Source organism: Marinospirillum alkaliphilum DSM 21637, from assembly GCF_900119735.1.
Taxonomy (GTDB): Bacteria; Pseudomonadota; Gammaproteobacteria; order Pseudomonadales; family Halomonadaceae; genus Marinospirillum; species Marinospirillum alkaliphilum.
In genome coordinates, this window is record NZ_FPJW01000007.1 from 74,265 (window position 1) to 98,638 (window position 24,374).

The window sequence follows — 24,374 nt, forward strand, 5'->3', positions numbered from 1 at the left end:
ATCAGCGCGGCATCACCCGAACATTGCCCAGTTGCTCCAGCGGTTGCGGCTGCCCCAGATAAAAACCCTGGGCAAAGTCCACATCCAGTTGCTGCAGCACCTCCAGGGTTGCTGCATTTTCAACAAACTCGGCAATGGTTTTCAGCCCCATGATGTGACCGATGTTGTTGATGGATGCCACCATCGCCTGGTCAATGGGGTTATCGGCCAGCTCCCGGATGAAAATGCCGTCAATTTTCAAATAGTCCACCGGCAGCTGTTTCAGATAGCCAAAAGAAGACAGACCACTGCCGAAGTCATCCAGCGCAAAACGACAGCCGAGTTTTTTTAATTCGGTAATAAAATCCCGCGCCAGCATCAGATCAGCCATGGCGGTGGTTTCAGTGATTTCAAAGCAGATGTAATGGGCGGGCACCCGATGCCGCTCAATCTGCTCACGAATGACCTGCAGGCAATGGGGATCACCGATGGAGGCACCGGACAGGTTGATGGCACACAACAGCGGTCGATTGCTGGAGCGCAACTGATCGCCCATCCAGGCCAGGGTATTACGAATCACCCAGGCGTCAATTTGTGGCATCAGGTTAAAGCGCTCTGCCGAGGGTATGAAGGCACCCGGTGGCACCACCTGCCCCTGTGGGTCTTGCAAGCGCAACAGGATTTCGTAGTGGGGCAACAGTGGTTCTGTCGTATTTAATGGCAACACTGGCTGACAATAAAGGCGAAACAGATCCTGATCCAGGGCTTGCTGGATGCGATTCACCCATTGCACCTGCTGGGTCTGCTGTTGTACTTCACTGCTATCCGGGGTGTACAGGTGCACCCGGTTGCGCCCCAGATTTTTAGCCGCATAACAGGCTGTGTCTGCCCAGGTCAGCACTTCATCCAGATCACCACAGGGTGACTGCAAGGGCACCAGCCCGATACTGACTCCGACACTGAACACTCGCCCTTCCCAGCTGAAGCGGAAATCACACACCACCTGACGCAGTTTCTCGGCTATATCCTGGCCGCGCTGCAGTGGGCAATGACTCAGCAGCACACCAAACTCATCGCCCCCCAGCCGAGCCAGCGTATCGCTCTGGCGCAGCAGTGGTTTCAGCGTGTCCGCCAGTTGCCGCAACAACAGATCACCGGCGCGGTGACCACAGGTGTCGTTCACAATCTTGAACTGATCCAGATCCATGTAACACAGGATGTGCTCACTCTGGTTTTGACCAACATCCTGAATCATCGCCTGTAACCGATGCTCAAATTCACGGCGATTGACCAGACCCGTCAAGGTGTCATGGATCGCCTGAAAACTCAGTTGCTGCTGCAGATGGTTGCTGTGGGTAACATCCTGCAGCACCAGCACCCAACCGATTGGATGCCCCTGATGGTCATGCAAGGGAGCAGGAGTCACTTCCACATCCGCACGTGCGCCTTTACTGGATAGCAACTGCAAACACTGTTTGCGACGACTCTGACACAGTGACTCCAGATTCAGCGGCTCTTGATCGCCTCCCTGCAGTGACAACACCTGCTGCAGGGGCTTGCCATAAGCCTGGCGTGATGGCCATCCGGTCAACTGGGCTGCCACCGGGTTCAGGTAGATGGTTTGAAACAGCGCATCACAGGTGATGACGCCTTCGGTAATGGCCTCCAGTGTCACCTGAGCCAGCTCAGAATGGCGATGTAACTGTGCCTCCATGCGCTTGCGTTCACTGATATCACGAATCACAGCGCTGTATTGCACCCCGCCTTCGGTCGGGCTGGCGGCAGTGGTGATTTCAACATAAAAAGCTGAACCATCTTGCCTGCGCACCACCAACTCATGAGGCCCTTCGCTGGCACCGGCAGCCAGTGCCGGGAACAGCTGGTCCGGCTGAATGCGCGGGTAAAGATGCTGGCAATCCTGATGCAACAACATACGGGTCGGCTGACCAACCAGCTCATGCCGGGCTTTACCGAACAGATGTTCTGCCCCGGGATTGATACTGGTGATGATGCCCTGCCCGGTGAAGGTGATCACCCCGTCACGGATATCCCGCACAATCAGACGGGTACGACTCACCATGCGATTAAGCTTGTCCATCACCCGGTTGTACTGGGCGGCAATCTGACCCACTTCGGTAAAAGGCTCCACCGGCACCCGCTGCTGCAGGTCCTCACTTTTTTCCTGCCTGGCCATGGCCATCAGCAGTTCATTCAGCTCGGTACGCGCCCCGTGTTCAGACACATTCAGGCCTTCCTGTTCACCGGTTGCACTGACGCGCAAAGGAATCCAGCGGCGCAGCACCAGCAGAAACACCAGCGCCAGGGTGAAAGAGTAAAGGCCGATGGCCAGCACACCCAGTAACTGCACTTGCAACTGGGCAAACCACCCCAGCCCCGTATCCAGTTGTTCGGCCCGGCCAAACAAGGCTACGGCCAGTGTTCCCCAGATGCCTGCCGCCAGATGCACCGGCACCGCAGAAATGGCGTCGTCCAGTCGCCAGCGTAATAACAATCGCTCTGCCAGCAGCATACAAAGGCTGCCAATCACACCAATCAATAAAGCCGCAGGCGTTGAAACGGCATGTGCAGAAGCCGTGACTGCCACCAGTCCTGCCAGGGTGCCGTTAATGGTCAAGGGGGTAACACGCTGCCCTTCCTGCCATCGCTGACTCACCAGCAACGCCACGATGCCACCGGCAGCACCGGCCAGCAGGGTGTTGATGATGATACCGGGGACGGCAGCAGTGAAGGCCAGGGTGCTGCCACCATTAAAACCCAGCCAACCAAAGATGAAGAACAGCATCCCCAGCATCGCCAACGGCAGATTGCTGCCTGGAATCTCCTGCACGCGACCTTCGGCATCAAAACGCCCTTGCCTGGGACCAATCACCAGCACCGCAGCCAGGGCCACCCAACCACCCACACTGTGCACCACGGTACTGCCCGCAAAATCCACAAACCCCAGGCGCTCCAACCAGCCTTCATGGCCATTGAATGCGCTGCTCCAGGCCCAGTGCCCAACCACTGGGTAGACCAGCACCGTAATTAATACGGTTAACATCACGTAGGTGAAAAAACGGCTGCGCTCAGCAATGGCACCTGAAACAATGGTTGCCGCCGTGGCACAGAAGGTCAGTTGAAAAAAGAAAAACCCGGCTTCATGCCAACCCAGCTGACTGAAGTCGGCCGCAATCCAGCGTGCTTCCGGCCACCAGCCGGAAGGATTACCAAACATCAAAGCAAAACCAACCAGCCAGTAGAGCACCACAACCACCAGCAGATCGAAGGCATTTTTCAAGGCAACATTGATGGCGTTCTTGCTACGAGTCAGCCCCGACTCCAGACACAAAAACCCACCCTGCATCAGCAAAACCAGTATCGCCGCCAACAACAACCACAGCGCATCAATTGCTTCCTTTTCCATTCTGTTACGCTCCCGTTGCCACTGCCTGGTTCATATCACAGACCTGCAACACTGACTCACAACAACCAGAATTCATGTCCTTTGAAGCAATCTTTATGCCATACATGATTTTATATACTGCACATGCAGTGAAGCAACGAATCAAAAATATGGAGCAACAGTCATATTAAGATAAACAAATGAACAGCTTGCATTAAATCAGAATAAGATCACCATCCACCTTACAAAAGGTTCATCCACCACCATCCTCTGCAACCACCGAATAACCACAAGATGAAAGGGTTTAATTCAGGTGCATACCGCTCATCACGCACCACAAATGAACATTCGGTCAGAAAAAATTAATGAAAAATCATAAAAAAGTAATATCCGCCAGACCAACATATTAAAGGCATTGATAAAAGCCTTTAATTGAATTATAAACTCCACTTTGCTTTAAGAAGCCTTGGATCAACACGGAAGATTAAAGGACCTATCCATGAATGCGGTGTTCAGCCCCATTGCAACCAATAAGGCGCTCTCACCCTGCGGCGCAGGCAGTCTGCTGCGTGTCTGCTCAGGTCAATCCCTGACACAGCAGCAAATCCACCATCATTTTGCTGACACCCTGCAGCAACAAGGCTTCCCACTGCCCATCTGCCAGAAAGTCTTTACCCTGGCCTCAGAAATGATCAACAACGCCATTGATCATGGTTTACTGGAGTTACCTTCTTCACTCAAGGATCAGGAAGACGGTTTTTCTCGCTTTTACCACCTGCGGCAGCAACGCCTGCAACAGCTGGAGCAACACCGTCAGATCACCACCAGTCTGTGCTGGACAGCTCCGCACATGCCCGGATTTCTGCAATTGCAGGTCAGTCACAATGGCCGTGGCTGGCACGCATACAACAATACCGCTGCAACCAACAACAACTTACAGGCCAGTGGTCGTGGGCTATTACTGATCAAAGCCCTGTCCAGTCACTTTGAAAGCCTTGAAGGTGGACGGCTGACACGTATCCGACTGGACTATTGATCTGAGGTATCTGATCCGAAGCACCTGATCTGACGCATTTGATTCCGGGCTTCTGAAGCAACTCCTCCCTGTGTGGCTTTTTTATCCCTTGGGCTGATCGGCCTGATCCGCTAAGATAGCGCCCTTTTTCCCCGCAAGCCCCGCTGGAGTGTATTGATGTCCGTCCGTTCTGCTGCCCGCCCTTCCTATATTCCCGGTCAACGCTGGATCAGTGATGCCGAGGTGGAGCTGGGACTAGGCACCATCCTGCAGTGTGATCGTCGCAGCGTGACGTTATTGTTCCCAGGCAAGGGCGAAACCCGTGTCTACTCCACCAGCAGCGCACCACTGACTCGTGTGGCTTTCAGTGAAGGTGACACCCTCAGCCATCAGGACGGCTGGACAATGCGGGTGGAAGACAGCAAGGAAGTGGACGGACTACTGGTGTATCTGGGTGAAAACCCGGAGGGTGCGTGGGTCGAAGTACAGGAAACCCAGTTGGATGCCAGCATCAGCTTTCAGGGACCGCGTGAGCGACTGCTTACCGGCCAGTTGGATCGCAACAATGAATACCTGCTGCGTGCCCTCAGCCGTCAGGCCCAGACACGGCTGGCCGGTGACCCGTTACGCGGGCTGCGCGGCCCCCGTGTGGGTCTGATTCCTCACCAGCTTTATATTGCCCATGAAGTGGGGCAGCGTCTGGCACCCCGCGTATTGCTGGCCGATGAGGTGGGACTGGGTAAAACCATTGAAGCCGGTATGATCCTGCACCAGCAACTGATCACCGGACGCGCCCGTCGTGCGCTGATTCTGGTGCCCGGCAGCCTCTGCCACCAGTGGCTGGTTGAGCTGCTGCGCCGCTTCGGATTACCGGTCACACTGGTGGATGCTGACCGGGTGGCAGCCACTGAAGCCGCCTTTGCTGATGCACCCATTGCCCTCGCCAGCCTGACCTGGCTGGAACAGGACCCAACCGCCTTTGCTCAGGTGTTGAACGAATCCTGGGATCTGCTGATTGTTGATGAAGCTCACCACCTGAACTGGTCCCCGGATGAGGCCAGCCCGGCTTATGAGTGTGTTCGGCAACTGGCTGAGCAGGTTCCCGGCCTGTTGTTGCTGACCGCCACCCCGGAACAATCCGGTGAAGCGGGCTTTTTTGCCCAATTACACCTGCTGGACCCGGCACGCTACCCTGAACTGGATCGTTTTCTGGCCGAAGAGGCTGGTTACCGCAGCTGCGCTGAAGCCATCACCCGACTGGAGCGCAAGGAGCCTCTGACAGACCAGGAACGTCAACTGCTGCTTGAGCGCCTGAGTCAGGACAGCCAGGCCTTGCTGAGCCTGCTGGAGCACCCCCAAAGCAGTGATGAACAACGCGATCAGGCACGTCAGCAGTTGATTGAACAACTGCTGGATCGTTACGGCACCGGGCGGGTACTGTTCCGCAACCGCCGCGCCAGTGTCCCTGGCTTTCCTGAACGCCAACTGCATGCCTCACCTCTGGAGTGCCCGGAAGTCTACCGGGAAGTACTGAACCAGTTTGACCAGCCTCACAAACAATTGATGGCCGCAGCCCTGACCGGCCATCCCTGGCCCTATGCCGGTCTTTATCCCGAGCGCCTTTATGCCACCCAACAGCGGGAAGAAGGCCAGTGGTGGCAATTTGATCCGCGTGTTGACTGGCTACTGGAAAAGCTGGATACCCTGCGCGATGAAAAAGTGCTGCTGATCTGCGCCCACGCCGACACCGCACTGGAGCTGAGTGAAGCGCTGCGACGTCGTAGTGGTCTGCTGGCGGCCGTGTTCCATGAAGACATGCCACTGATTGAGCGGGATCGTGCTGCTGCCTGGTTTGCGGATGAAGACGATGGTGCACCGCTGTTGATCTGCTCGGAAATCGGCAGTGAAGGGCGCAACTTCCAGTTTGCCTGCCACTTGATCCTGTTTGACCTGCCAGCCCACCCCGACCTGCTGGAACAACGCATTGGTCGCCTGGACCGCATCGGCCAGACCCGCAGCGTGCAGATTTACCTACCCTACCTGCTGGATACCCCCCAGGCAGCCTGGCTGGCCTGGTGTGATCGTGGACTGGACCAGTTTACCGGCCCACGTCCGGTCGGTGCAGCACTGTGGCAGACATTCCGCGAACCCTTGCACAACCTGCTGGAAGGTGTGATGGATACCGAAGATCTGATTCCAGAAGTGCAGGCTGCCCGCCAGGCCGCTGAAATTGAGCTGGAAGCAGGGCGTCACCGTCTGCTTGAGCTGGCTTCCCATCGCCCCGAAATCAGTGCACAGCTGATCGAGCAACTGGCAGATGCCAGCTTTGACAAGGAATTACGCCAGTATCTGGAAGTAGCGCTGGATGTTTACCGCATCCAGAACGAGGATCTAGACGAACATACCTGGTACCTGAAACCGGGACAAGAATCCGACACAGCAGTATTCAATGATGTGCACTTTGATATGGAAGAAGGCAGCTCCGGCACCTTCCTGCGTGACAAGGCACTGGCCCGTGATGACCTGCACTTCCTGACCTGGGAACACCCGCTCACCCGCAACTGCCTGGAAGCTGCCACCACCACAGTACAGGGCAATGCCACCGTGGCACTGCTGAAAAATCAGGCACTGCCGCCAGGCACCCTGCTGATGGAGGTGTTTTTCTGCCTGGATACACCTCAACAGCACGGCCTGAATGTTGAGCGCCACCTGCCCCCACAAAGCCTGCGGCTGCTGCTTGATGCCAGTGGCAACGACCTGAGCGGCAAGGTGGGCTTTAAAGGCCTGTCAAAACAGCTGCTGAAAATGAAAAAGAGCCTGGCGCGTGAAGTGGTTAAACAACGCCAGGAAAAACTGCGCCAGTTGCTGGACAAGGCTGATAACCTGGCGCAAGATCACCTGCCATCCCTGCTGGAAAGTGCCCAGCAACAAATGCGTGCCCTGCTGGACCCTGAAATTGCCCGTCTGAAGGCTCTGACTGAAAAGAATCCAGCCCTGCGCCCGGAAGAAATCACCCGACTGGAACAACTGCGCCAACAGTTGGATCAGGCACTCAACTGCGCCACCCTGCGTATGGACGCCGTACGAGTGATTGTCACCACTACTGGACAGGAATGATGAAAAAACATGCTCACCTGTTGCTGGCGCTGCATGCCTTCACGGTACTTGCATCCACAGCTCAAGCAACAGGTGACGCCTTACCGGCAGCTGTAACCTTGCCGAGCCATATTGATCGGCAACAGGCCAGTGTGCTGGATACATTTAACAGTGACGAGGTCCCGGCACTGAGTGTCTTTGAGCCCATGTACCTGATTGCCGGCGGCGAGTACGGGGAAGACATCAAAGCCCAATTTCAGTTCAGCTTCAAATACCGTATTTTTGACCTGCAATCACCCATGGTGGCAGGCAGACCCTGGCTGGAAAACTTCTACCTCAGCTACACCCAGACCAGCCTGTGGAACTGGTCAGCGGATTCCCTGCCATTTGAAGACACCAGCTACAAACCCTCTTTCTTCTGGGCACTTACAGATACAGCCTTTACCGACTTGGTCGCTTTTGGTTACGCCCATGAATCCAATGGTCAGGATGCTGAACTTTCGCGTAGCACCGATGCCCTCTTTCTGCAGCCCGCCTGGAGCTGGACCCTGGCCGATCGTGAACTGGTCGCCTTTCCACGTTTATTACTTTATCTGCGTAAAGGCCTCGAAAACCCAGACATCACCGACTACCGAGGTTATGGTGAGTTAAATCTGCGTTATGGTAGTGAAGACGGCTGGGTGATGCATAGCCAGTATCGCTACGGCAAGGCTGGACATCACAGCCTGCAACTGGACTTTACTTATCCCATCCGCACCCCGATTGCACTCCGCACAGGTGGTTTTTTGTTCATCCGGTATTTTCATGGCTACGGTGAAAGCCTGCTGACTTACGATGAGAAAACCGGGCCAATCCTTCGTATTGGACTGGCCATCGTTCGCTGATCAGCAGGCTTAACGCAGGATGGCTCGCAAAGCCTGATTCAGTTCGGGATACTGAAAGCGATAACCCTCCTGCAGCAACCTTTGAGGCAACATCCGGTCACTGACCAGCAGCAACTCGGCCAGCTCACCGAACAGCAGCCGCAGCATTTTTTCCGGCATGGGGAAAAGGGTTGGCCGGTGCAATGCCTTACCCAGTGCCCGGGTGAATGCTTCATTGGTCACTGGCTGAGGTGCACTGGCATTGTAAGCTCCCCGCGCCTCATCCTGCTTCAGCAACCAGGCATAAATCGCTGCAATATCCTGACGATGAATCCAGGGAAACCAGTGCTGCCCGTTACCCAGTCGTCCTCCCAGACCCAGTCGGAAGGGCAACAACATCCTTCCCAGAGAGCCGCCCCCTTGATCCAGGACCACCCCGGTGCGCACCAGACACACGCGTATACCTGCTGCTTCAGCCTGCAAAGCTTCCTGCTCCCAGGCCCGGCATAAATCATGGGTGAAGCCGGGTATTGGCGGTGTTGCTTCGGTGATTTCTGCATCACCCTGCTCACCGTAATAACCCACTGCTGAAGCGGAAATCAGTACCTTGGGTGGCAGAGACTGCTCCTTCATCCAGTCAACCAGTTGCCGGGTGGTGTTCACGCGGGAATCCACCAGCTCCTGCTTGCGCTCAGGTGTCCAGCGCTGATCGGCAATACCTGCACCGGCCAGATTAATCACGGCCTGGACCGAATCCCGCTCCAGTGCATCCAGTTTCTGCACATGATCGGTCACCCCTCGTGGCAAACGAGGTTTTTGCTGACGTGACAACAGCACCAACTGATGTCCCTGCCCAGCCAACAGGGGACAAAGAGCCTGCCCAATAAAACCTGTACCACCGGTGATGAGTATGCGCATAACTGCCTCCAACGCGAACAAGACGTACAATAACTATACAATACTTGAACAAAAAGCACATTCATTCTAAGCTTACAGCAGACACTCTTACTTCGGAAGCCAGTTTAAGATGCATTTATCCACTCCCCATCACGCCATTATTGGTGCTGGCCTGGCCGGCCTGAGCTGTGCACTGAAACTGCAGGGGCAGGGGCATCGGGTCACCCTGTTTGAAAAGGCTCGCGGCCCCGGTGGTCGCCTGTCCAGTCGGCGACGCCTGGAAACCACCTTTGATCTGGGGTGTCAGTCGCTTGGCGCTGAATCAGAAACCTTCCAGCTTCAACTTGAGGTATGGCAGAAACAAGGCTGGCTGACAAGTGAAGACCAGTTGCACTTTTACCCACCCGGGCGGATGAGCCATCTGACACGCCAACTGGCGGAATCCCTTGCCACCCCTGATGCACTTCAGTGCCAGACACGCATTGTACAACTGCAGCAACACCCAGATGGCTGGTGGCTGACGGATGATCAAGGTCAGCAGCATGGCCCCTTTGATCAGGTGACACTGGCAATTCCAGCCACTCAGGCACTGGCGCTGCTGGAAACCTGCGGCAGCAGTCTTGCGACCGCGCTGCAGCAGGCACAACAACAAGCGGTGTGGGTTGCTTATTTTGTTTTACCAGCAGGGCTCCACACCCGGAAAACCCAGTCGCCTGCTGTGCCACTGAGGCGTTGCACCCTGTTGAATGACAAACCAGGACAAGCACATCACCTGCAGCGCTGGGTGATCGAAGCAGACTGTCAGTGGAGTGAAGCACACCAGCACTTGCCTGCCGAGCAGGTGGCCAGACAGCTTTTTGAGCTTTGGGCGGCATGCCAGCAAACCCCTGAGCCGCTGCTGCTGGAAGCACATCGCTGGCTGTATGGCTTCACCACTCAGGCGCTGAAACAACCTTTTCTGCTTGATAACCAGACAGGCTTGGCCCTCTGCGGCGACTTCTGTCTGGGTGACCAGGCTGAACATGCCTGGTTATCCGGCAACTTGTTGGCCCGGGCCTTAAGCAGACCTGTACAATAGCTGTACCCACACTGCAGTAGTGACCTTTTTAATGTAAACTGCGCAACAACCCAAAATCACCGGTACCCAAATGGAGGCAAACATGGCACACGAAAACCAGGAGGAGCAGGGTAACAGCCCCCTGTACCCAATTCGTGAAGTGTCACGCCTGACCGGTGTTAATACCGTCACCCTGCGTGCCTGGGAAAGGCGTTACGGCCTGGTCATTCCGCAGCGCACCCCCAAGGGGCACCGGCTTTATTCCGCAGAGGACATTGAAAACGTACGCCGCATCCTGCAATGGCTGGACAAAGGCGTCAGTGTCAGCCAGGTCGGTGACCTGCTTGATCAGCCACCGGAAATGCCCATGCCGGTGCAACCAGCGGGCGACTGGGAGACCTTGCAACAACAACTGCGCAACAGCCTTGAGCAGCTTGACGAGGAACGCCTCGACCTGTTGTTTTGTGATGCTTACCTGCGCTGGCCCGGTCACCAACTGGTCAGCGAGCTGTTACGCCCACTGATCAACACCCTGCCCGCAGCATCGGCTGCATTCAGTTTATTGCTGCGTTACCTGCGCAGCCGTATCGGTGAACGCCTGCAGCACCGCTGCCGCACCCTGTCAGGCCCCAGAGTACTGCTGTTGAGCCAGGACAATCCTGCCGAACAACTCTTTGCACTGCTGGCACTGTCTGACACGGACTTTCAGGTATTCTGGCTGGATCAACCGGTGAACTTTGAAGCCATGTGCCACTGCGCCGAAAAATACCGCCCGCAATTGATCCTGCTGGCAGATCAGCAGTTATCAGCATCACAGCAGCAACAGCTGCAACAAGTTGGCCGCGGCCCACTGGTGCTGCTAAGTCCTGAACAACCACTGGATGCCACCAGCCTCTACAACCTGCTGCGCAACCCATGACCAATGCACGCCAGTTGGTGTGGTTCCGTTCGGATTTACGCACCCTCGATCACCCGGCACTTTATCAGGCACGCCAGCAGGGTGAAGTGCTGGCGGCATTTGTCATTACCCCAGCACAGTGGCAACAACATGGCTGGGGGGCATTAAAAACGGCCTTTGTGCTGCACAATCTGGCGGCCCTGCAGCAGCAACTGCAAACACTGAACATTCCGCTGAAGATCCTGCAGCTGCAAACCTTTGCAGAAACACCTGCTGCCTTGCTGCAACTGGCACAACAGCATCAGGTCAGTAACCTGCTGTTTAATGATGAATACGAGTGGAACGAGCAACAGCGGGATCAACAGGTTGAACAGGTCTTTCTTTCTTCAGGCATTGCTGTGCAACGCTTCACCGATCAACTGCTGTTGCCGCCGGGTAGCCTGCTGACCGGCAAGGGTGAAGCCTACAGTGTGTTCACCCCCTTCTGGCGTCGCTGGTTGCAGGCCTTACCCACGGCAAAGCTGCATCCCCTGCCGGAACCCCAGCCGCAGCATCCAGGCCAACTGACAACAGATCCGCTGCCGGTTTTACCGCAACATCCTGCCCTGCACCTCTGGCCTGCCGGACAGGCAGCAGCCCTGCAACGCCTGCAGGATTTCTCCGGTCAGCGCCTGATGGCTTATCAGCAACAAAGGGATTTCCCGGCGCTGGATGGCACCAGCAGCCTGTCACCCTGGCTGGCGGTGGGTGCTCTGTCGGTCCGCCAGTGTCTGGCTGCGGCACTCCATGTCAGCCACGGTCAGATCAGTGATAAAAACACTGGTCCGGGCTGCTGGGTTTCTGAACTGGTGTGGCGAGAGTTTTATCGCAATCTGCTGCTGGCTTTTCCGCGTCTCAGCAGAGGCCGCACTTTCAAGCCGGAAACCGAACGCCTGCCCTGGCGATCACTGAACAACAGCAAGGTACAGCGTGACCTGCAAGCCTGGCAAAGCGGCCAGACCGGCTTCCCGCTGGTGGATGCAGCCATGCGCCAGTTACTTGCCACCGGCTGGATGCACAACCGCCTGCGGATGCTGACCGCCATGTTCCTGAGCAAACACCTGTTGATCGACTGGCGGGTGGGTGAGGCTTTTTTCATGCAGCACCTGGTGGATGGTGACCTGGCTTCCAACAACGGCGGCTGGCAATGGGCAGCGTCCACCGGCACCGATGCCGTGCCCTACTTCCGGCTGTTCAACCCCTACAGCCAGTCGCAGAAGTTTGATCCTCAGGGTGATTTCATCCGGAACTGGTTACCGGAACTGGCTCACCTGGATCACAAGGCCATTCATCAACCCCCTGTGGATAAAATGGACCTGTTTGGCAGTTCAAACTACCCACAACCCATCGTTGATTTAAAAATGGCCAGAGACCGTGTCATGGCTGCTTTTGAATCCCTTCGAAGCAGCCCTTAACCGGCTGATGCCTTTTTGACAAACTCAGATTTCAGTTTCATGGCACCGATACCATCAATCTTGCAGTCGATGTCATGATCACCATCCACCAGACGGATGTTCTTGACCTTGGTGCCCACCTTGACCACCAATGAGCTGCCTTTGACTTTCAGGTCCTTGATCACGGTGACGGTATCGCCATCAGCCAGTGGATTGCCATTGGCATCCTTGATGACTTTTTCTGCTTCATCGCTGGCACCCTCACCAGCAGTCCACTCATGAGCACATTCCGGGCAGACGTATTGCACGCCATCTTCATAGGTGTATTCAGAGCCGCAGGCAGGGCAGGGGGGCAGGGTACTCATGGCATCAACCTTGTGTTGTGGGTGAAAAGCGGACCATGATGCCAGAGCAGGACGGCATCACCAAGTCCGCTATCCGATCAACCGCTGCCTTCAGGCTGGCAAGTCCGGATGGTTGTGCTGGAACAACGAGCGCCAGTACTGGTTTTCGTTCGACAGGATGGTGGAAGCCGCTTCCACCAACTCCCGCAGTTGCTGGGTGCGCTGCCAACTGGTGGCACGCCCGGCCAGATGCTCATGCAGCTCAAAGGCCTCTTTTAATGTGGTGAGTTCACGCCACACCTGTGCAGCCATTGAAGACACCCGCACCACTTCGTTCTGACTGAGGATGCCATGAATGGCTGCACCCCAAGCCGGGAAAAAAGCGGTGAAAATCAGGATCGCCGGCAAGGTGAAAAAGAAGTGAATGGTCACCGCAAAAAAGGTCAGGGTGAACAGGCCAAACGCCAGCCGGTGCAGGTAGGTGTGTTCACGGTGCAAGTGATGGTAGCTGCTGAGGTAATAATGCCGGTGCTCTTCCAGCACCGCCCGGATGTACTGCAGGGTTTCAGTGTTGTGTTCTGTCATGGCATACACCGGTTGACCCGATGCACAACGCGGCAGGCCTTCAGCAATCAACAGGCGTTGCAACATCCAGGCTTCTGCCGATTTCAGCCGCAACTCCATGCGCCCCCGCTCCACCACCGGCTCCCATACCGGTACCGAGTAACTGTTCGGCAGTACCAGCAGTGGGTATCCCAATCGCAGATAACGCACCTGCTCGGCAATGAAACGGAAACTCATCCAACGGCCATGATAATTGCGGAAACGCGATTGCAGCACCCGCCGCACAATGAAGTGCAGCAACACAAACTCCAGAAATACCCAGATGAAGGGAATACCCTGACTGGGTGCTGGCCACAGGTGAATAGCACCGGCCACAGCACAGAACACGGCAAAAGCCGCTGCGTAATAAATCAGCCAGGTATCATCCCGATAACGGGTGGCAAACACCCGAGCCTGGGTATCCGACCAGTTGAACACCTGCTCCAGCTTTGGCTCCTGAATCGGGTTGGGCACGCCGGCCATGGCGTCGGCACTGATGTTGCCATAGCCCTGATAACAGGGCGGCCGGATCAGTGCCTGCAAGGCAGAACCCAGATCCAGTTTGGCCAGCCCGGAAAAAAAGCCATGGGCACGACTGATCATCCGTTCCTGACGGGTGTACTGGCGCACCTCGGTATGCAGGATTTCCATCAGGCGCACCGACTGACTCTTCTGGGGTGGGTTCAACATGATGTTCAGCCACAACCAGCTGCCACGAATCCATTCTACTAAAGGCAGCGGCCGTTCGACCGGCGTTTTGCGCCAGCCACGCTGCAACAACCACCAGAACAACCACTGCAGCAGGTAACGGCTCACTGAGCGCTGCTGCTCAATGCGCTTTAACAAGGCCAGCTCAGGGTTGTCCGGTTGTAATGCCGGACGGAAGGGTATCAACAGAATATCCATCCACTGCTGCAACCGCTGAGCCGTCACCCCTGCATCCAACGGCAACTCATCAAACACCTGCAGCAACAGATCGGTGGTGCAGCCCAATACCTGCACCTCGGTCAACCAGGCATCGGTGAGTTTCTGCAAGTCCAGCCACAACAGCTGCGGGGCTTCAGCGTCCGGCGGTAACAGCAGAATGCAGGTAGGTGTACGGCGCAGCAGGGCTTCACGGATCATCAGTGAAGTGCCACTACCCAGATGCTGTGGTTCACGGCCATCCCACACCGCCACCAGCAGATCACTGAAACTCAGTGCCAGGCGGTCTCGCAGCCGATACTCACTTTCCGGCAGGTCATTGGCACCCTCCTGTGGCTGCATCTGCATCGCCACACCTCGGGCAGCATCAGGTGCATCAATCGCTGTCTGACTGGCCCTTGGTAATAGATAGTCCAGCTCATAACCACATTCTTGCGCCAAACGAGCACCCAGGGCATCAGCACCCGTTGCTGATCCGGTAATCAGGCGTGTCAGCGGCGGCACCTCAGCATAAACCTCCTGCACTCGATCGAAGGTTTCTGTCGCCACCGCTTTAAGGCGGCTCAACAAGTCTCGCATCAAGTGCTCAAGTGCCTGCTGCCGTTGTGCCAACAACTCAAGTGCCAGCTCTGGTGGCTGCAAACGCTGCTGACGATGCCCACTAACCAGCACACTAAACACTGGCTGCAGTCGCGGCGCATGATCCTGCGGCTCTGGAATATCGCTGACCTGTGACATGACTCACTCCCTGACCTTCAAAACAACACACAAAACCGCAGCGGACAGTGCAAAAAAATACCCTGAGGCCTTGGCTTCAGGGTATCAAGCATAACAAATAGCTGAAAGGATTTTACAGTCTATTACAAACCGGCATCAGCCTTTAATGCTGCAGCCTTGTCGGTTTTTTCCCAGGGGAAGGTTGTGAACGTGTCATTACCCACGGTCATTTCAACCGGCTCACGTCCAAAGTGACCATAAGCCGCAGTCAAACGGTACATGGGGTGCAGCAGATCAAGCATCCGAGTGATGGCATAAGGGCGCAGATCAAAATGCTGACGCACCAGTTGGATGATCTTGTCGTCTGAGATTTTACCCGTACCAAAGGTGTTGATGGACACCGAAGTCGGTTCGGCCACACCAATCGCATAAGACACCTGGATTTCACAACGATCAGCCAGACCGGCTGCGACCAGGTTTTTGGCCACATAACGACCGGCGTAAGCGGCTGAGCGATCCACCTTGGATGGATCCTTGCCGGAGAAGGCACCACCACCGTGACGCGCCATGCCACCGTAGGTATCCACAATGATCTTGCGTCCGGTCAGACCACAGTCACCCACCGGGCCACCAATCACAAACTTGCCGGTTGGATTGATGTGGTACTGAGTATTCTTGTGCAGCAGCTCAGCAGGCAGCACCTGATTGATGATCAGCTCACGCACCGCTTCCTGCAGATCCTTCTGAGATACCTCGGGATTATGCTGGGTGGACAACACCACTGCATCAATACCCACCACCTTGCCGTGCTCATAACGGCAGGTGACCTGGCTTTTGGCATCCGGACGCAGCCAGTTCAGCAGACCACTTTTACGAATCTCGGCCTGACGCTCCACCAGACGGTGAGCAAAAGTAATGGGGGCAGGCATCAGCACATCGGTTTCATTGGAAGCATAACCAAACATCAGACCCTGATCACCAGCGCCCTGATCTTCTGGCTTCTGACGATCCACACCCTGAGCAATATCCACCGACTGTTTGCCGATGATGTTGATCACACCACAGGTATCACCATCAAACCCCACTTCGGATGAGGTGTAACCAATATCCTTGATGACACCGCGTACCAGATCCTCAAGATCCACCCAGGCTGATGTGGTGATCTCGCCACCCACAATCGCCACCCCGGTTTTCACCATGGTTTCACAGGCGACACGGGCATGCTTGTCTTCAGCAATGATGGCATCCAATACAGCATCGGAAATCTGATCTGCCAGCTTGTCCGGATGACCTTCGGAAACGGATTCGGAAGTGAAAAGGGAATATTCGCTCATGGACGAGCTGCTCCTGTTGCTTGTCTTTGATGTGCAGGGATTCTAACCCCGATGTGCTGCTGATGCACCCGAATTCAATACCCATGCGCCAATTCAGGAACGCACTGGAACAAGGCATCATGCGCCACAACAAAACAAAGCATATTCCCACTTTTTGCATGGATTTTTGCATAAAAAAATGGCGTGACAGCCTCTTTGCGGTTGTTTAATCTACCGAACCGAAAAACAACAGGCTATTTTCTGATCAAACAAACCAGAGGTTCAGGCATGCTGAAATCATCCGTTTTTGCAAAAGCAACGACAGCCCTGCTGCTGGCAGGTCTTCTGGCAGGATGCTCAAAAAGTGACGACGCGGCAGAAGCCGACAACCGTGAGCGTCTTGATACCCGCATGGTGACCATTGCCACCGGCGGTGCTTCCGGCCCCTACAACATCATCGCCACCACCCTGGCCGAGGTTTACAACCGTACCCATGGCGTGAACTCCCGCACCCAGACCACCGGTGCCTCGGTTGAGAACATGAACCTGCTGGCTCAGGAAAAAGTGGAAATGGCCTTTGTCATGAGTGATGTGCTCAGCGATGCCCTGGCTGGCAGTAACAGCTTCCGCGCTCCCATTGAGAATGTGCAGCAGGTGGCCGCACTCTATCCGAACTACGTTCAGGTCGTGACATCCAAGCGCACCGGCATCAAGACACTGGATGACCTGCGTGGCAAGCGTGTTGCCGTTGGCGCCCAGAACTCAGGCGTGGAAGTGAATGCCCGCAACCTGCTGAATGGCCATGGCATCACTTACAACGACATCCGCGTGGATTACCTGGGTTACGCTGAAGCAGCCGATGCACTGCGCGCCGGTCGTCTGGATGCAGCCTTCCTGACCAGTGGTATGCCCAACGCCTCACTGATGGAACTGGCACAGAGCTTCGATCTGCAACTGGTTGCCATCCAGCGTGAAAAGGTGGAGGCCATTGCCCAGGATCAAAGCTACTTTGTTTCCCTGGAAATCCCAGCCGGCACTTACGGCAACGAAGAAGCCATTCCCACTGCAGCCATCATGAATGCACTGGTGGTACGTGCAGACCTGAGTGAAAGTGATGTTTATCAACTCACCAAAACCTTCTTTGACAGCCTGCCGCAGCTGCTGACCGCTCACCAGGCGGTTCGCGATGTTTCCCTGGAAAACGCCCAGCAAGGGCTGGTGGCACCGCTGCATCCGGGTGCACAGCGTTATTACGATGAGGTTGCCCAGTAAGCGCCTGCGCTACGGGAGTGCAGCTGCAGGTTTGCTGCTGACAGCAATCCTGCACTGGCCCGTGAAAGGAACTGCACTGATCCTCGAAGAGGGTCAGTGCTTTTTCAATCCGGGGCATTTCACCCTCCACTGGCTGCACTCGGTGGAACATGAGGTCTGGCAGGAAGACTATCAGCGCAAAGATTCAGGTTTTCTACTGACCACAACGCGCTTTCGAACGTTTGGAGCGGGTGTGCCTCATGATGGTGACCTGGAACTGGATGCGCAGGGTTACATCAACCGTAGCGTCCATATTCATTTACCTGAAATCAACCGAACCGTCTCCCGATTGACCGAAACAACCCTGCTGGTCGGTGAACAACCCTGGCCGCTTTTCAGATGGACCGGGGACTACACCAACCTGCAACTGCACCCGGCTCGCCAGGTGCTGTGGCGCCACCTATTCATCAAGGACTACTGTCATGAACAGCTCGGTAACAACGCCAGCCGCTGAAGGTGCAACGTCACCGGAACAGCAACAGCTGCTGGAAAAATTTGACCGCCAGTCAGTGACCCGCAACCTGACCAACCGCCCGCTGGCACTGCTGGTGACCGGACTGGCCATTGCCTATTCCCTGTTTCACCTTTACATCACCTATTACCCACTGCCTGAACTGCTGCAGCGTGCCACTCACGTGGGCATCGGTCTGGCACTGATTTTTCTGCTTTATCCGGCACGCAAGGGTTCACGACGCGACAGTGTTCCGCTGACTGACTGGCTGTGGGTGCTGGCATCAATCGGCTCACTCGGTTATCTGTTTGTCGAATACCAGGCCATCATGACCACTCGCGGCGGCATTCCAGATACAGCCGACGTTGTCATGGCTGGCGTGACACTGGTACTGGTGATTGAAGCTGCACGTCGCACCATGGGACTGGCCCTGCCAATCCTGGCGCTGGTGTTCCTGATCTATCCCTTTGTCAGTCACATGGATTTCATGCCGGACCGACTGCTGACCCGCCCCTTTGATCTGGGCGACATCCTCGGGCACATGTACCTGAAAACCGAAGGCCTCTACTCTTCAGCCATTGGCGCTTCAGTCAACTTCATTTTCCTGTTCATCCTGTTCGGTGCCTTTCTGGCCAAATCCGGCATGGGTCAGCTGTTCAATGATCTGGCCATGGCACTCGCCGGTCACAAACAGGGTGGCCCGGCCAAGGTGGCGGTGATTTCCAGCGGTTTCATGGGCAGCATCAACGGTACCGCCGTTGCCAACGTGGTGGGTACCGGCGCTTTCACCATTCCACTGATGAAACGCATCGGTTATCACAGGAATTTTGCCGGAGCCGTGGAAGCCAGTGCCTCGGTCGGTGGCCAGATCCTGCCCCCGATCATGGGAGCCAGTGCCTTCATCATGGCTGAAACCACCGGTGTCAGTTACGGCACCATTGTACTGGCCGCCATTCTGCCGGCCTTCCTTTATTACCTGGGCGTGATCACTCAGGTGCACCTGCGTGCCGGCAAGGAAAACCTGAAAGGCATTCCCCGTGCCGACCTGCCCCGTGCCTGGGAAGTCCTGAAGGAACGCGGCCATCTGCTGCTGCCGATCTTTGCACTGATTTATTTCCTGTATCAGTCGGTTCCGGTCAGTTATGCCGCCTTTTACACCATCCTGCTGACTGTTGTTGTCAGCTCCCTGCGCAAGAGCACCCGCATGTCCATCAGGAACATCCTGGATGCCCTGGCCGATGGTGCCCGCCAGTCCCTGTCGGTGATGGCTGCCTGTGCCGTGGTGGGTGTCATCATTGGCGTGGTGGGGCTGACCAGCTTCGGCACCGTGATGACCTCCTCGATCATGAGCATCGGTGCAGGCTCCCTGTTTCTGACCCTGTTCTTCACCATGATTGCCTCCATGATTCTGGGCATGGGCCTGCCGTCCATTCCGGCTTACATCATCACTGCCACCATGGCCGCACCGGCACTGGCTCACTTTGACATTCCGGTGCTGGTGGCACACATGTTCGTCTTCTACTTCGGGTTGTTTGCCAACATCACACCTCCGGTTGCCCTGGCAGCCTTTGCCGGTGCTGGCATTGCCGGAGGTGATCCGATGAAAACCGGTTTCCAGTCACTGAAGCTGGCACTGGCCGGATTCATCATTCCCTTCATGTTTGTCTACAACCCGGCCATGCTGATGATTGATGTAACCGGGCTGGATGTGACCGCACGCAGCTTCCCGCTGCCGCACTGGACAGTGATCCTGTCGATCACACTCACTTCGATTCTCGGTATCGTGGCACTCAGTGCAGCCGTGGAGGGTTATCTGAAAACCTGGATGAACCCACTGCTGCGTGTTCTGATGGCAGCAGGCGCCATGATGCTGATCGTGCCGGAAGCTCAGACCGATGTGTACGGCATGGTACTGGTGGGCAGTCTGATGACCTGGAACTGGTTCCAGGCACGCCGACAAGCCGGCGCACTGGTCAGCTGAACGCCGCAAAACTGAAAAAACCCCGCTGAATCTTTCGGCGGGGTTTTTCTTTGGGTTTGCTACCAACTCAAAGATGCGGGAAAATAGCGCCCAATTTTATTTCCTTGATGACCAACACCCTCACCGGGGCAGGAGAGCACCACCCATGACTTCACGTTTCGATCGCGCCAATGCCATTCGTGCACTGGCCATGGATGCCGTACAGAAAGCAAAATCCGGCCATCCGGGCGCGCCGATGGGCATGGCGGACATCGCCGAAGTACTGTGGAACGACTACCTGAAACACAGCCCGCAGAACCCTGAGTGGGCCGATCGTGACCGCTTTGTGCTCTCCAACGGCCACGGCTCCATGCTGATTTATGCCCTGTTGCACCTGTCCGGTTACGATCTCTCAATCGAAGATCTGAAAAACTTCCGTCAGCTGCACAGCAAAACCCCTGGTCACCCGGAATACGGCTACACCCCCGGCGTGGAAACCACCACTGGCCCACTGGGTCAGGGCATTGCCAATGCCGTGGGCATGGCGCTGGCTGAGAAAACCCTGGCTGCCCAGTTCAACCGCCCCGGCCATGACATCGTGAATCACTACACCTACACCTTCCTGGGTGATGGCTGCATGATGGAAGGCATTTCCCATGAAGTCTGCTCACTGGCCGGCACCCTGGGTCTGGGTAAACTGATTGCCTTTTATGATGACAACGGCATCTCCATTGATGGCGAAGTGGAAGGCTGGTTCACCGACAACACCGCCCAGCGTTTTGAAGCCTACAACTGGCAGGTACTGAAGGTTGATGGCCACAAGCCGGATGAAATCAAGGCCGCGATTGAAACCGCCCGTCAGGAAGAAGAACGCCCGACCCTGATCATCTGCAAAACCATCATCGGTTTTGGTTCACCCAACAAGGGTGGCAAGGAAGACTGCCACGGTGCCCCGCTGGGTGATGATGAAATTGCCCTGACCCGTCAGCAACTGGGCTGGAACCACGCACCCTTTGAAATTCCTGCGGATATCGCCGCGGAATGGAATGCACAGGAAAAAGGCCAGCAGGCTGAAAGCGCCTGGAACAAGGCTTTTGCCGCTTACCAGCAGGCCCATCCTGAGCTGGCTGCCGAGTTCACCCGCCGCATGAAAGGGGATCTGCCCGCCGATTTCACTGCCACCGTGGATGCCTACATCCAGCAACTGCAACAGGCCGGTGAAACCGTGGCCAGCCGCAAGGCCAGCCAGAACGTACTCAACACCCTGGCACCGAAACTGCCGGAACTGCTGGGTGGTTCTGCCGACCTGGCACCGTCCAACCTGACCTTCTGGAAGGGCGCCAAAGCCATCAGCCGCGAAGATGCATCCGGCAATTATGTGCACTACGGTGTGCGTGAATTCGGCATGGCCGCCATCATCAACGGTGTGGCGCTGCACGGTGGTTTCATTCCCTACGGTGCCACCTTCCTGATTTTCATGGAATACGCCCGCAATGCCCTGCGCATGGCGGCACTGATGAAACAGCAGCACATTGAAGTGTTCACTCACGACTCCATCGGTCTGGGTGAAGACGGCCCCACCCACCAACCGATTGAACAGCTGGCCAGCCTGCGCGGCACCCCCAACATGAGCGTCTGGCGTCCGGCGGATGCAGTGGAAACCGCAGTGGCGTGGAAGTCTGCGCTGCAACGCAAGGACGGCCCAACTGCACTGATTCTGTCCCGTCAGAACCTGCCGCACCAGCAGCGCAGCGCCGAACAACTGGCCAACATCGCCCGTGGTGGTTACATCCTCAAAGACTGCAGCGGCGAACCGGAAGCCATCCTGATCGCCACCGGCTCGGAAATCGGTCTGGTGATGCAGGCCGCAGAACAACTGGCAGCACAGGGCAAACAGGTGCGTGTGGTCAGCCTGCCCTCCACCGATGTGTTTGAGCAACAGGACGCCGCCTACCGTCAGTCAGTACTGCCTGCCGAAGTGGCTGCCCGCGTGGTGGTGGAAGCCTCCCACAAAGACTGGTGGTACAAGTATGCCGGTCTGGAAGGCGCCATCATCGGCATGGAAAGCTTTGGTGAATCCGCCCCGGCAGAACAACTCTTTGCCGAATTCGGCTTCACCGTGGAAAACGTGGTGGCCACCGTTGAAGAACTGCTGGAAAGCCTCGACGACTGAGGCTTGAATTAAAGCCGGTCGTTAAATAAAAAGCGGAGCCTCTGGATAACCTGGGGCTTCGTTTTGCTTTAGAAGGACTAAAAGGTTTCCGATACTCTAGTGGTAATCGGACTCCCGCTGATGACGGATAGCCAGGATAGTCACCAACTCATCTGGCTCTATTTCATATAAAGCCACATAGCCAGCTGAGCCAAAACTGATGATCAGCTCCCGAAGGTAGGGATTATCCGGCAAGGCTTTACGACAGGTATAAGGAAAAGTCTGCAATAACTCAACAGCCTGTCTAACCGCAGCCAGAGCACGGCCAGCAAGATCTCCTTGAGGATCTTGTTCAAGAAGGTAATCATAAAGCCGCAGCAAGTCTGTCTCAGCCTCTTCAGTGAAGCGAACAGAATAGGTGCTCATGCCTTCCTGGCCTCTAACTTGGCGTTTAGTTTTTTCAGTACATCTTCAGCCTGAATATAGCGCCCCGTTTGCCGTGCCTTATCTCGCGATGCCAACCCTCGCGCAAGGAACTCCGCATTGGCTTTACGAAGTGCAATCTGACTGCGCAGCGCTGTTTCAATAAACTGAGACAGGCTCTCTCCCGCTTCCAGTAATTTCTCTGCATCCTGCCGCAGCTCAGGCTCAACTCTCAAAGAAGGAAAGGTTGCTGTTTTCATAAACACCTCGATCGCATCGCTTTTGCAATACATTATAACCTATTCGAACTCACAAGTATTTCTTGTGAGCTGACTTCCTGAGTTGCAAACCACATACCGCGTACTCCGCCCGCCGCCGGGCAATTGCTGCAAACAGCCTTTTTCCACCAGGTCGGCCAGATCACGGGTTGCGGTGGCTTTACTGACGCTGGCCAGCGACTGGTATTTGCGGGCATTAATGCCTTCCTTGAACTCTTCACCGGCTGTATCCAGCAGTCGGTTCAGCACTTTGATCTGGCGTTCATTCAGCAGGGTCTGGGCATGGGTTTGCCAGAAACGGGCTTTTTCCAGCACCTTGTCTACGCGTGTGAGCGCCTGCTCTAAAGCCAGTTGCAGGGTTTCCAGAAACCAGACCAGCCAGTGGGTGATATCCAGATCACCCTTCTGGGTCTGCTCCAGCAGTTCGTAATAGCTGCTGCGCCTGGCCATGATGGCGGCACTGAGGGAGTAAAAACGCACGGTCTGACCTTCGGCCTGTGCCAGCGCTCGATCCGTGACTGCGCGGGTGACCCGCCCATTACCATCATCAAAGGAGTGCAGGGTGATCAACCAGAGGTGGGCAATGCCTGCCCGTAACAAGGCATCCAGTTCTTCAGGGGGTTGGTTGAACCAGTCAATGAAGCGGTTTAACTCTGCTTCAAGGTGGCTGCGTGGCGGTGCTTCAAAATGCACGGCGGGGCGGTCCAACTGCCCGGATACCACCTGCATCGGGTGATCACCCCGCAACTGGCCCACCAACACTTTGGACACCAGTCCTGCCCCCGCAGGAAACAACAGCGCCTGCCAGTGACAAAGAAGCTGGGCGGAAAGAGACTGTTGTGGTTGATGAGTGGCTTCCAGCAAAAGCTTCACCAGCGATTCGGATTCCGGGGTGGCTCTGCCGGAAAGACCGACTTTTTCCAGGCCAAGTTGCCGTGCAACAGCGGAACGCACCGAGCCAACATCCAGATGCTCACCTTCAATCTCACTGGTGCGAATGGCATTCTGGATCAAGGCATCCATTTCCACCGCAAGGTCTGTGTGTTCCGGTGCCACCTCCGTTCGGCCCAATAATCGCCCTTGCAGCAGGCGTACAGCATCCAGATAAGGCTTGATGCGTGCCTCATTCCAGTAAAATCTCGGCCAATCCTGTTGCTGCCAGATGTACATGAGCCGAATACCTCGATCAATCGGATCAGTTATTGAGCCGATTATGCTTTATATTCGGCTCAACGGCCAACACCCAAGACGCCTGCC

The 24,374-nt window shown here is 55.9% G+C and carries 18 protein-coding genes; 10 read left to right on the top strand and 8 right to left on the bottom strand.

The features are described from left to right. Position 1: 1 nt before the first annotated feature. Positions 2–3,403: an ammonium transporter gene (gene amt, locus BT114_RS10270; protein WP_072326382.1), complete on the bottom strand. Its 3,402-nt coding sequence runs from the start codon at positions 3,401–3,403 to the stop codon at positions 2–4. Positions 3,404–3,881: 478 nt separating this feature from the next. Between amt and BT114_RS10275 the strand changes: the two genes are divergently transcribed. The 3 genes from BT114_RS10275 to BT114_RS10285 all read left to right on the top strand — a co-directional run bounded on the left by BT114_RS10275 (position 3,882) and on the right by BT114_RS10285 (position 8,377). Then, entirely contained in the window at positions 3,882–4,418 is a 537-nt protein-coding gene (locus BT114_RS10275; RefSeq protein WP_072326383.1) for an ATP-binding protein, read from the top strand. A gap of 156 nt (positions 4,419–4,574) precedes the next feature. Further along, positions 4,575–7,514 (top strand): RNA polymerase-associated protein RapA, encoded by a 2,940-nt coding sequence (rapA, locus tag BT114_RS10280; protein WP_072326384.1) that lies wholly within the window; start codon positions 4,575–4,577, stop codon positions 7,512–7,514. Further along, positions 7,514–8,377: a phospholipase A gene (locus BT114_RS10285; protein WP_072326385.1), complete on the top strand. Its 864-nt coding sequence runs from the start codon at positions 7,514–7,516 to the stop codon at positions 8,375–8,377. The genes rapA and BT114_RS10285 overlap by 1 nt, the downstream gene beginning before the upstream one ends. Positions 8,378–8,386: 9 nt before the next feature. Here the strand turns inward: BT114_RS10285 and BT114_RS10290 are convergent, their stop codons facing one another. Beyond that, entirely contained in the window at positions 8,387–9,274 is an 888-nt protein-coding gene (locus BT114_RS10290; protein WP_072326386.1) for a TIGR01777 family oxidoreductase, read from the bottom strand. A gap of 109 nt (positions 9,275–9,383) precedes the next feature. Here BT114_RS10290 and BT114_RS10295 point away from each other — a divergent pair, with 109 nt between their 5' ends. The 3 genes from BT114_RS10295 to phrB all read left to right on the top strand — a co-directional run bounded on the left by BT114_RS10295 (position 9,384) and on the right by phrB (position 12,662). Further along, positions 9,384–10,331: an NAD(P)/FAD-dependent oxidoreductase gene (locus tag BT114_RS10295; protein WP_072326387.1), complete on the top strand. Its 948-nt coding sequence runs from the start codon at positions 9,384–9,386 to the stop codon at positions 10,329–10,331. 82 nt (positions 10,332–10,413) lie between these two features. Continuing rightward, a complete protein-coding gene (locus tag BT114_RS10300; RefSeq protein ID WP_072326388.1) occupies positions 10,414–11,229 on the top strand; it encodes a MerR family transcriptional regulator in 816 nt (271 codons plus the stop codon). Further along, positions 11,226–12,662 (top strand): deoxyribodipyrimidine photo-lyase, encoded by a 1,437-nt coding sequence (gene phrB / locus BT114_RS10305; RefSeq protein ID WP_072326389.1) that lies wholly within the window; start codon positions 11,226–11,228, stop codon positions 12,660–12,662. Before BT114_RS10300 ends, phrB begins: the two co-directional genes overlap by 4 nt. Here the strand turns inward: phrB and BT114_RS10310 are convergent. From BT114_RS10310 to metK, 3 genes are all read right to left on the bottom strand, one after another. Further along, positions 12,659–13,006, bottom strand: coding sequence for a zinc ribbon domain-containing protein YjdM (locus BT114_RS10310; RefSeq protein ID WP_072326390.1), 348 nt, complete (start codon positions 13,004–13,006; stop codon positions 12,659–12,661). The genes phrB and BT114_RS10310 overlap by 4 nt on opposite strands. Positions 13,007–13,096: 90 nt before the next feature. Continuing rightward, the gene (locus BT114_RS10315) at positions 13,097–15,250 is read right to left on the bottom strand and encodes a hypothetical protein (RefSeq protein ID WP_072326391.1); all 2,154 of its coding nucleotides are present in this window, start codon (positions 15,248–15,250) and stop codon (positions 13,097–13,099) included. A 122-nt stretch (positions 15,251–15,372) separates the two neighbouring features. Beyond that, a complete protein-coding gene (metK, locus tag BT114_RS10320; RefSeq protein WP_072326392.1) occupies positions 15,373–16,563 on the bottom strand; it encodes a methionine adenosyltransferase in 1,191 nt (396 codons plus the stop codon). A 267-nt stretch (positions 16,564–16,830) separates the two neighbouring features. Between metK and BT114_RS10325 the strand changes: the two genes are divergently transcribed. The 4 genes from BT114_RS10325 (at position 16,831) to tkt (ending at position 22,437) form a co-directional block, all read left to right on the top strand. Further along, complete coding sequence (locus BT114_RS10325) at positions 16,831–17,814, top strand: TAXI family TRAP transporter solute-binding subunit (RefSeq protein ID WP_072326393.1); 984 nt, start codon at positions 16,831–16,833, stop codon at positions 17,812–17,814. 61 nt (positions 17,815–17,875) lie between these two features. Further along, a complete protein-coding gene (locus BT114_RS10330) occupies positions 17,876–18,307 on the top strand; it encodes a DUF1850 domain-containing protein (protein WP_177247082.1) in 432 nt (143 codons plus the stop codon). Then, entirely contained in the window at positions 18,276–20,285 is a 2,010-nt protein-coding gene (locus tag BT114_RS10335; RefSeq protein ID WP_072326395.1) for a TRAP transporter permease, read from the top strand. The genes BT114_RS10330 and BT114_RS10335 overlap by 32 nt, the downstream gene beginning before the upstream one ends. Before the next feature lie 145 nt (positions 20,286–20,430). Further along, positions 20,431–22,437: a transketolase gene (tkt, locus tag BT114_RS10340; protein ID WP_072326396.1), complete on the top strand. Its 2,007-nt coding sequence runs from the start codon at positions 20,431–20,433 to the stop codon at positions 22,435–22,437. Positions 22,438–22,533: 96 nt separating this feature from the next. Here tkt and BT114_RS10345 read toward each other — a convergent pair whose 3' ends face one another. The 3 genes from BT114_RS10345 to BT114_RS10355 are packed head-to-tail and all read right to left on the bottom strand — an operon-like array spanning position 22,534 to position 24,287. Then, positions 22,534–22,842 carry a type II toxin-antitoxin system RelE/ParE family toxin gene (locus BT114_RS10345; protein ID WP_072326397.1) on the bottom strand — a complete coding sequence of 103 codons (309 nt, stop codon included), beginning with the start codon at positions 22,840–22,842 and terminating at the stop codon, positions 22,534–22,536. Beyond that, positions 22,839–23,099: a YlcI/YnfO family protein gene (locus BT114_RS10350; protein ID WP_072326482.1), complete on the bottom strand. Its 261-nt coding sequence runs from the start codon at positions 23,097–23,099 to the stop codon at positions 22,839–22,841. Before BT114_RS10350 ends, BT114_RS10345 begins: the two co-directional genes overlap by 4 nt. A 39-nt stretch (positions 23,100–23,138) precedes the next feature. Further along, on the bottom strand, positions 23,139–24,287 hold the full coding sequence (locus BT114_RS10355; protein ID WP_072326398.1) for a Fic family protein: 1,149 nt from the start codon (positions 24,285–24,287) through the stop codon (positions 23,139–23,141). Positions 24,288–24,374 lie beyond the last annotated feature (87 nt).

Bases quoted from the DNA above. Each gene is read 5' to 3' on its own strand.
- BT114_RS10290 (WP_072326386.1), bottom strand. From the start codon at position 9,274: ATGCGCATACTCATCACCGGTGGTACAGGTTTTATTGGGCAGGCTCTT.
- BT114_RS10325 (WP_072326393.1), top strand. From the start codon at position 16,831: ATGCTGAAATCATCCGTTTTTGCAAAAGCAACGACAGCCCTGCTGCTG.
- BT114_RS10275 (WP_072326383.1), top strand. From the start codon at position 3,882: ATGAATGCGGTGTTCAGCCCCATTGCAACCAATAAGGCGCTCTCACCC.
- BT114_RS10315 (WP_072326391.1), bottom strand. From the start codon at position 15,250: ATGTCACAGGTCAGCGATATTCCAGAGCCGCAGGATCATGCGCCGCGA.
- BT114_RS10295 (WP_072326387.1), top strand. From the start codon at position 9,384: ATGCATTTATCCACTCCCCATCACGCCATTATTGGTGCTGGCCTGGCC.
- BT114_RS10285 (WP_072326385.1), top strand. From the start codon at position 7,514: ATGAAAAAACATGCTCACCTGTTGCTGGCGCTGCATGCCTTCACGGTA.
- BT114_RS10355 (WP_072326398.1), bottom strand. From the start codon at position 24,287: ATGTACATCTGGCAGCAACAGGATTGGCCGAGATTTTACTGGAATGAG.
- rapA (WP_072326384.1), top strand. From the start codon at position 4,575: ATGTCCGTCCGTTCTGCTGCCCGCCCTTCCTATATTCCCGGTCAACGC.
- phrB (WP_072326389.1), top strand. From the start codon at position 11,226: ATGACCAATGCACGCCAGTTGGTGTGGTTCCGTTCGGATTTACGCACC.
- BT114_RS10350 (WP_072326482.1), bottom strand. From the start codon at position 23,099: ATGAAAACAGCAACCTTTCCTTCTTTGAGAGTTGAGCCTGAGCTGCGG.
- BT114_RS10335 (WP_072326395.1), top strand. From the start codon at position 18,276: ATGAACAGCTCGGTAACAACGCCAGCCGCTGAAGGTGCAACGTCACCG.
- tkt (WP_072326396.1), top strand. From the start codon at position 20,431: ATGACTTCACGTTTCGATCGCGCCAATGCCATTCGTGCACTGGCCATG.
- BT114_RS10310 (WP_072326390.1), bottom strand. From the start codon at position 13,006: ATGAGTACCCTGCCCCCCTGCCCTGCCTGCGGCTCTGAATACACCTAT.
- BT114_RS10345 (WP_072326397.1), bottom strand. From the start codon at position 22,842: ATGAGCACCTATTCTGTTCGCTTCACTGAAGAGGCTGAGACAGACTTG.
- amt (WP_072326382.1), bottom strand. From the start codon at position 3,403: ATGGAAAAGGAAGCAATTGATGCGCTGTGGTTGTTGTTGGCGGCGATA.
- BT114_RS10300 (WP_072326388.1), top strand. From the start codon at position 10,414: ATGGCACACGAAAACCAGGAGGAGCAGGGTAACAGCCCCCTGTACCCA.
- metK (WP_072326392.1), bottom strand. From the start codon at position 16,563: ATGAGCGAATATTCCCTTTTCACTTCCGAATCCGTTTCCGAAGGTCAT.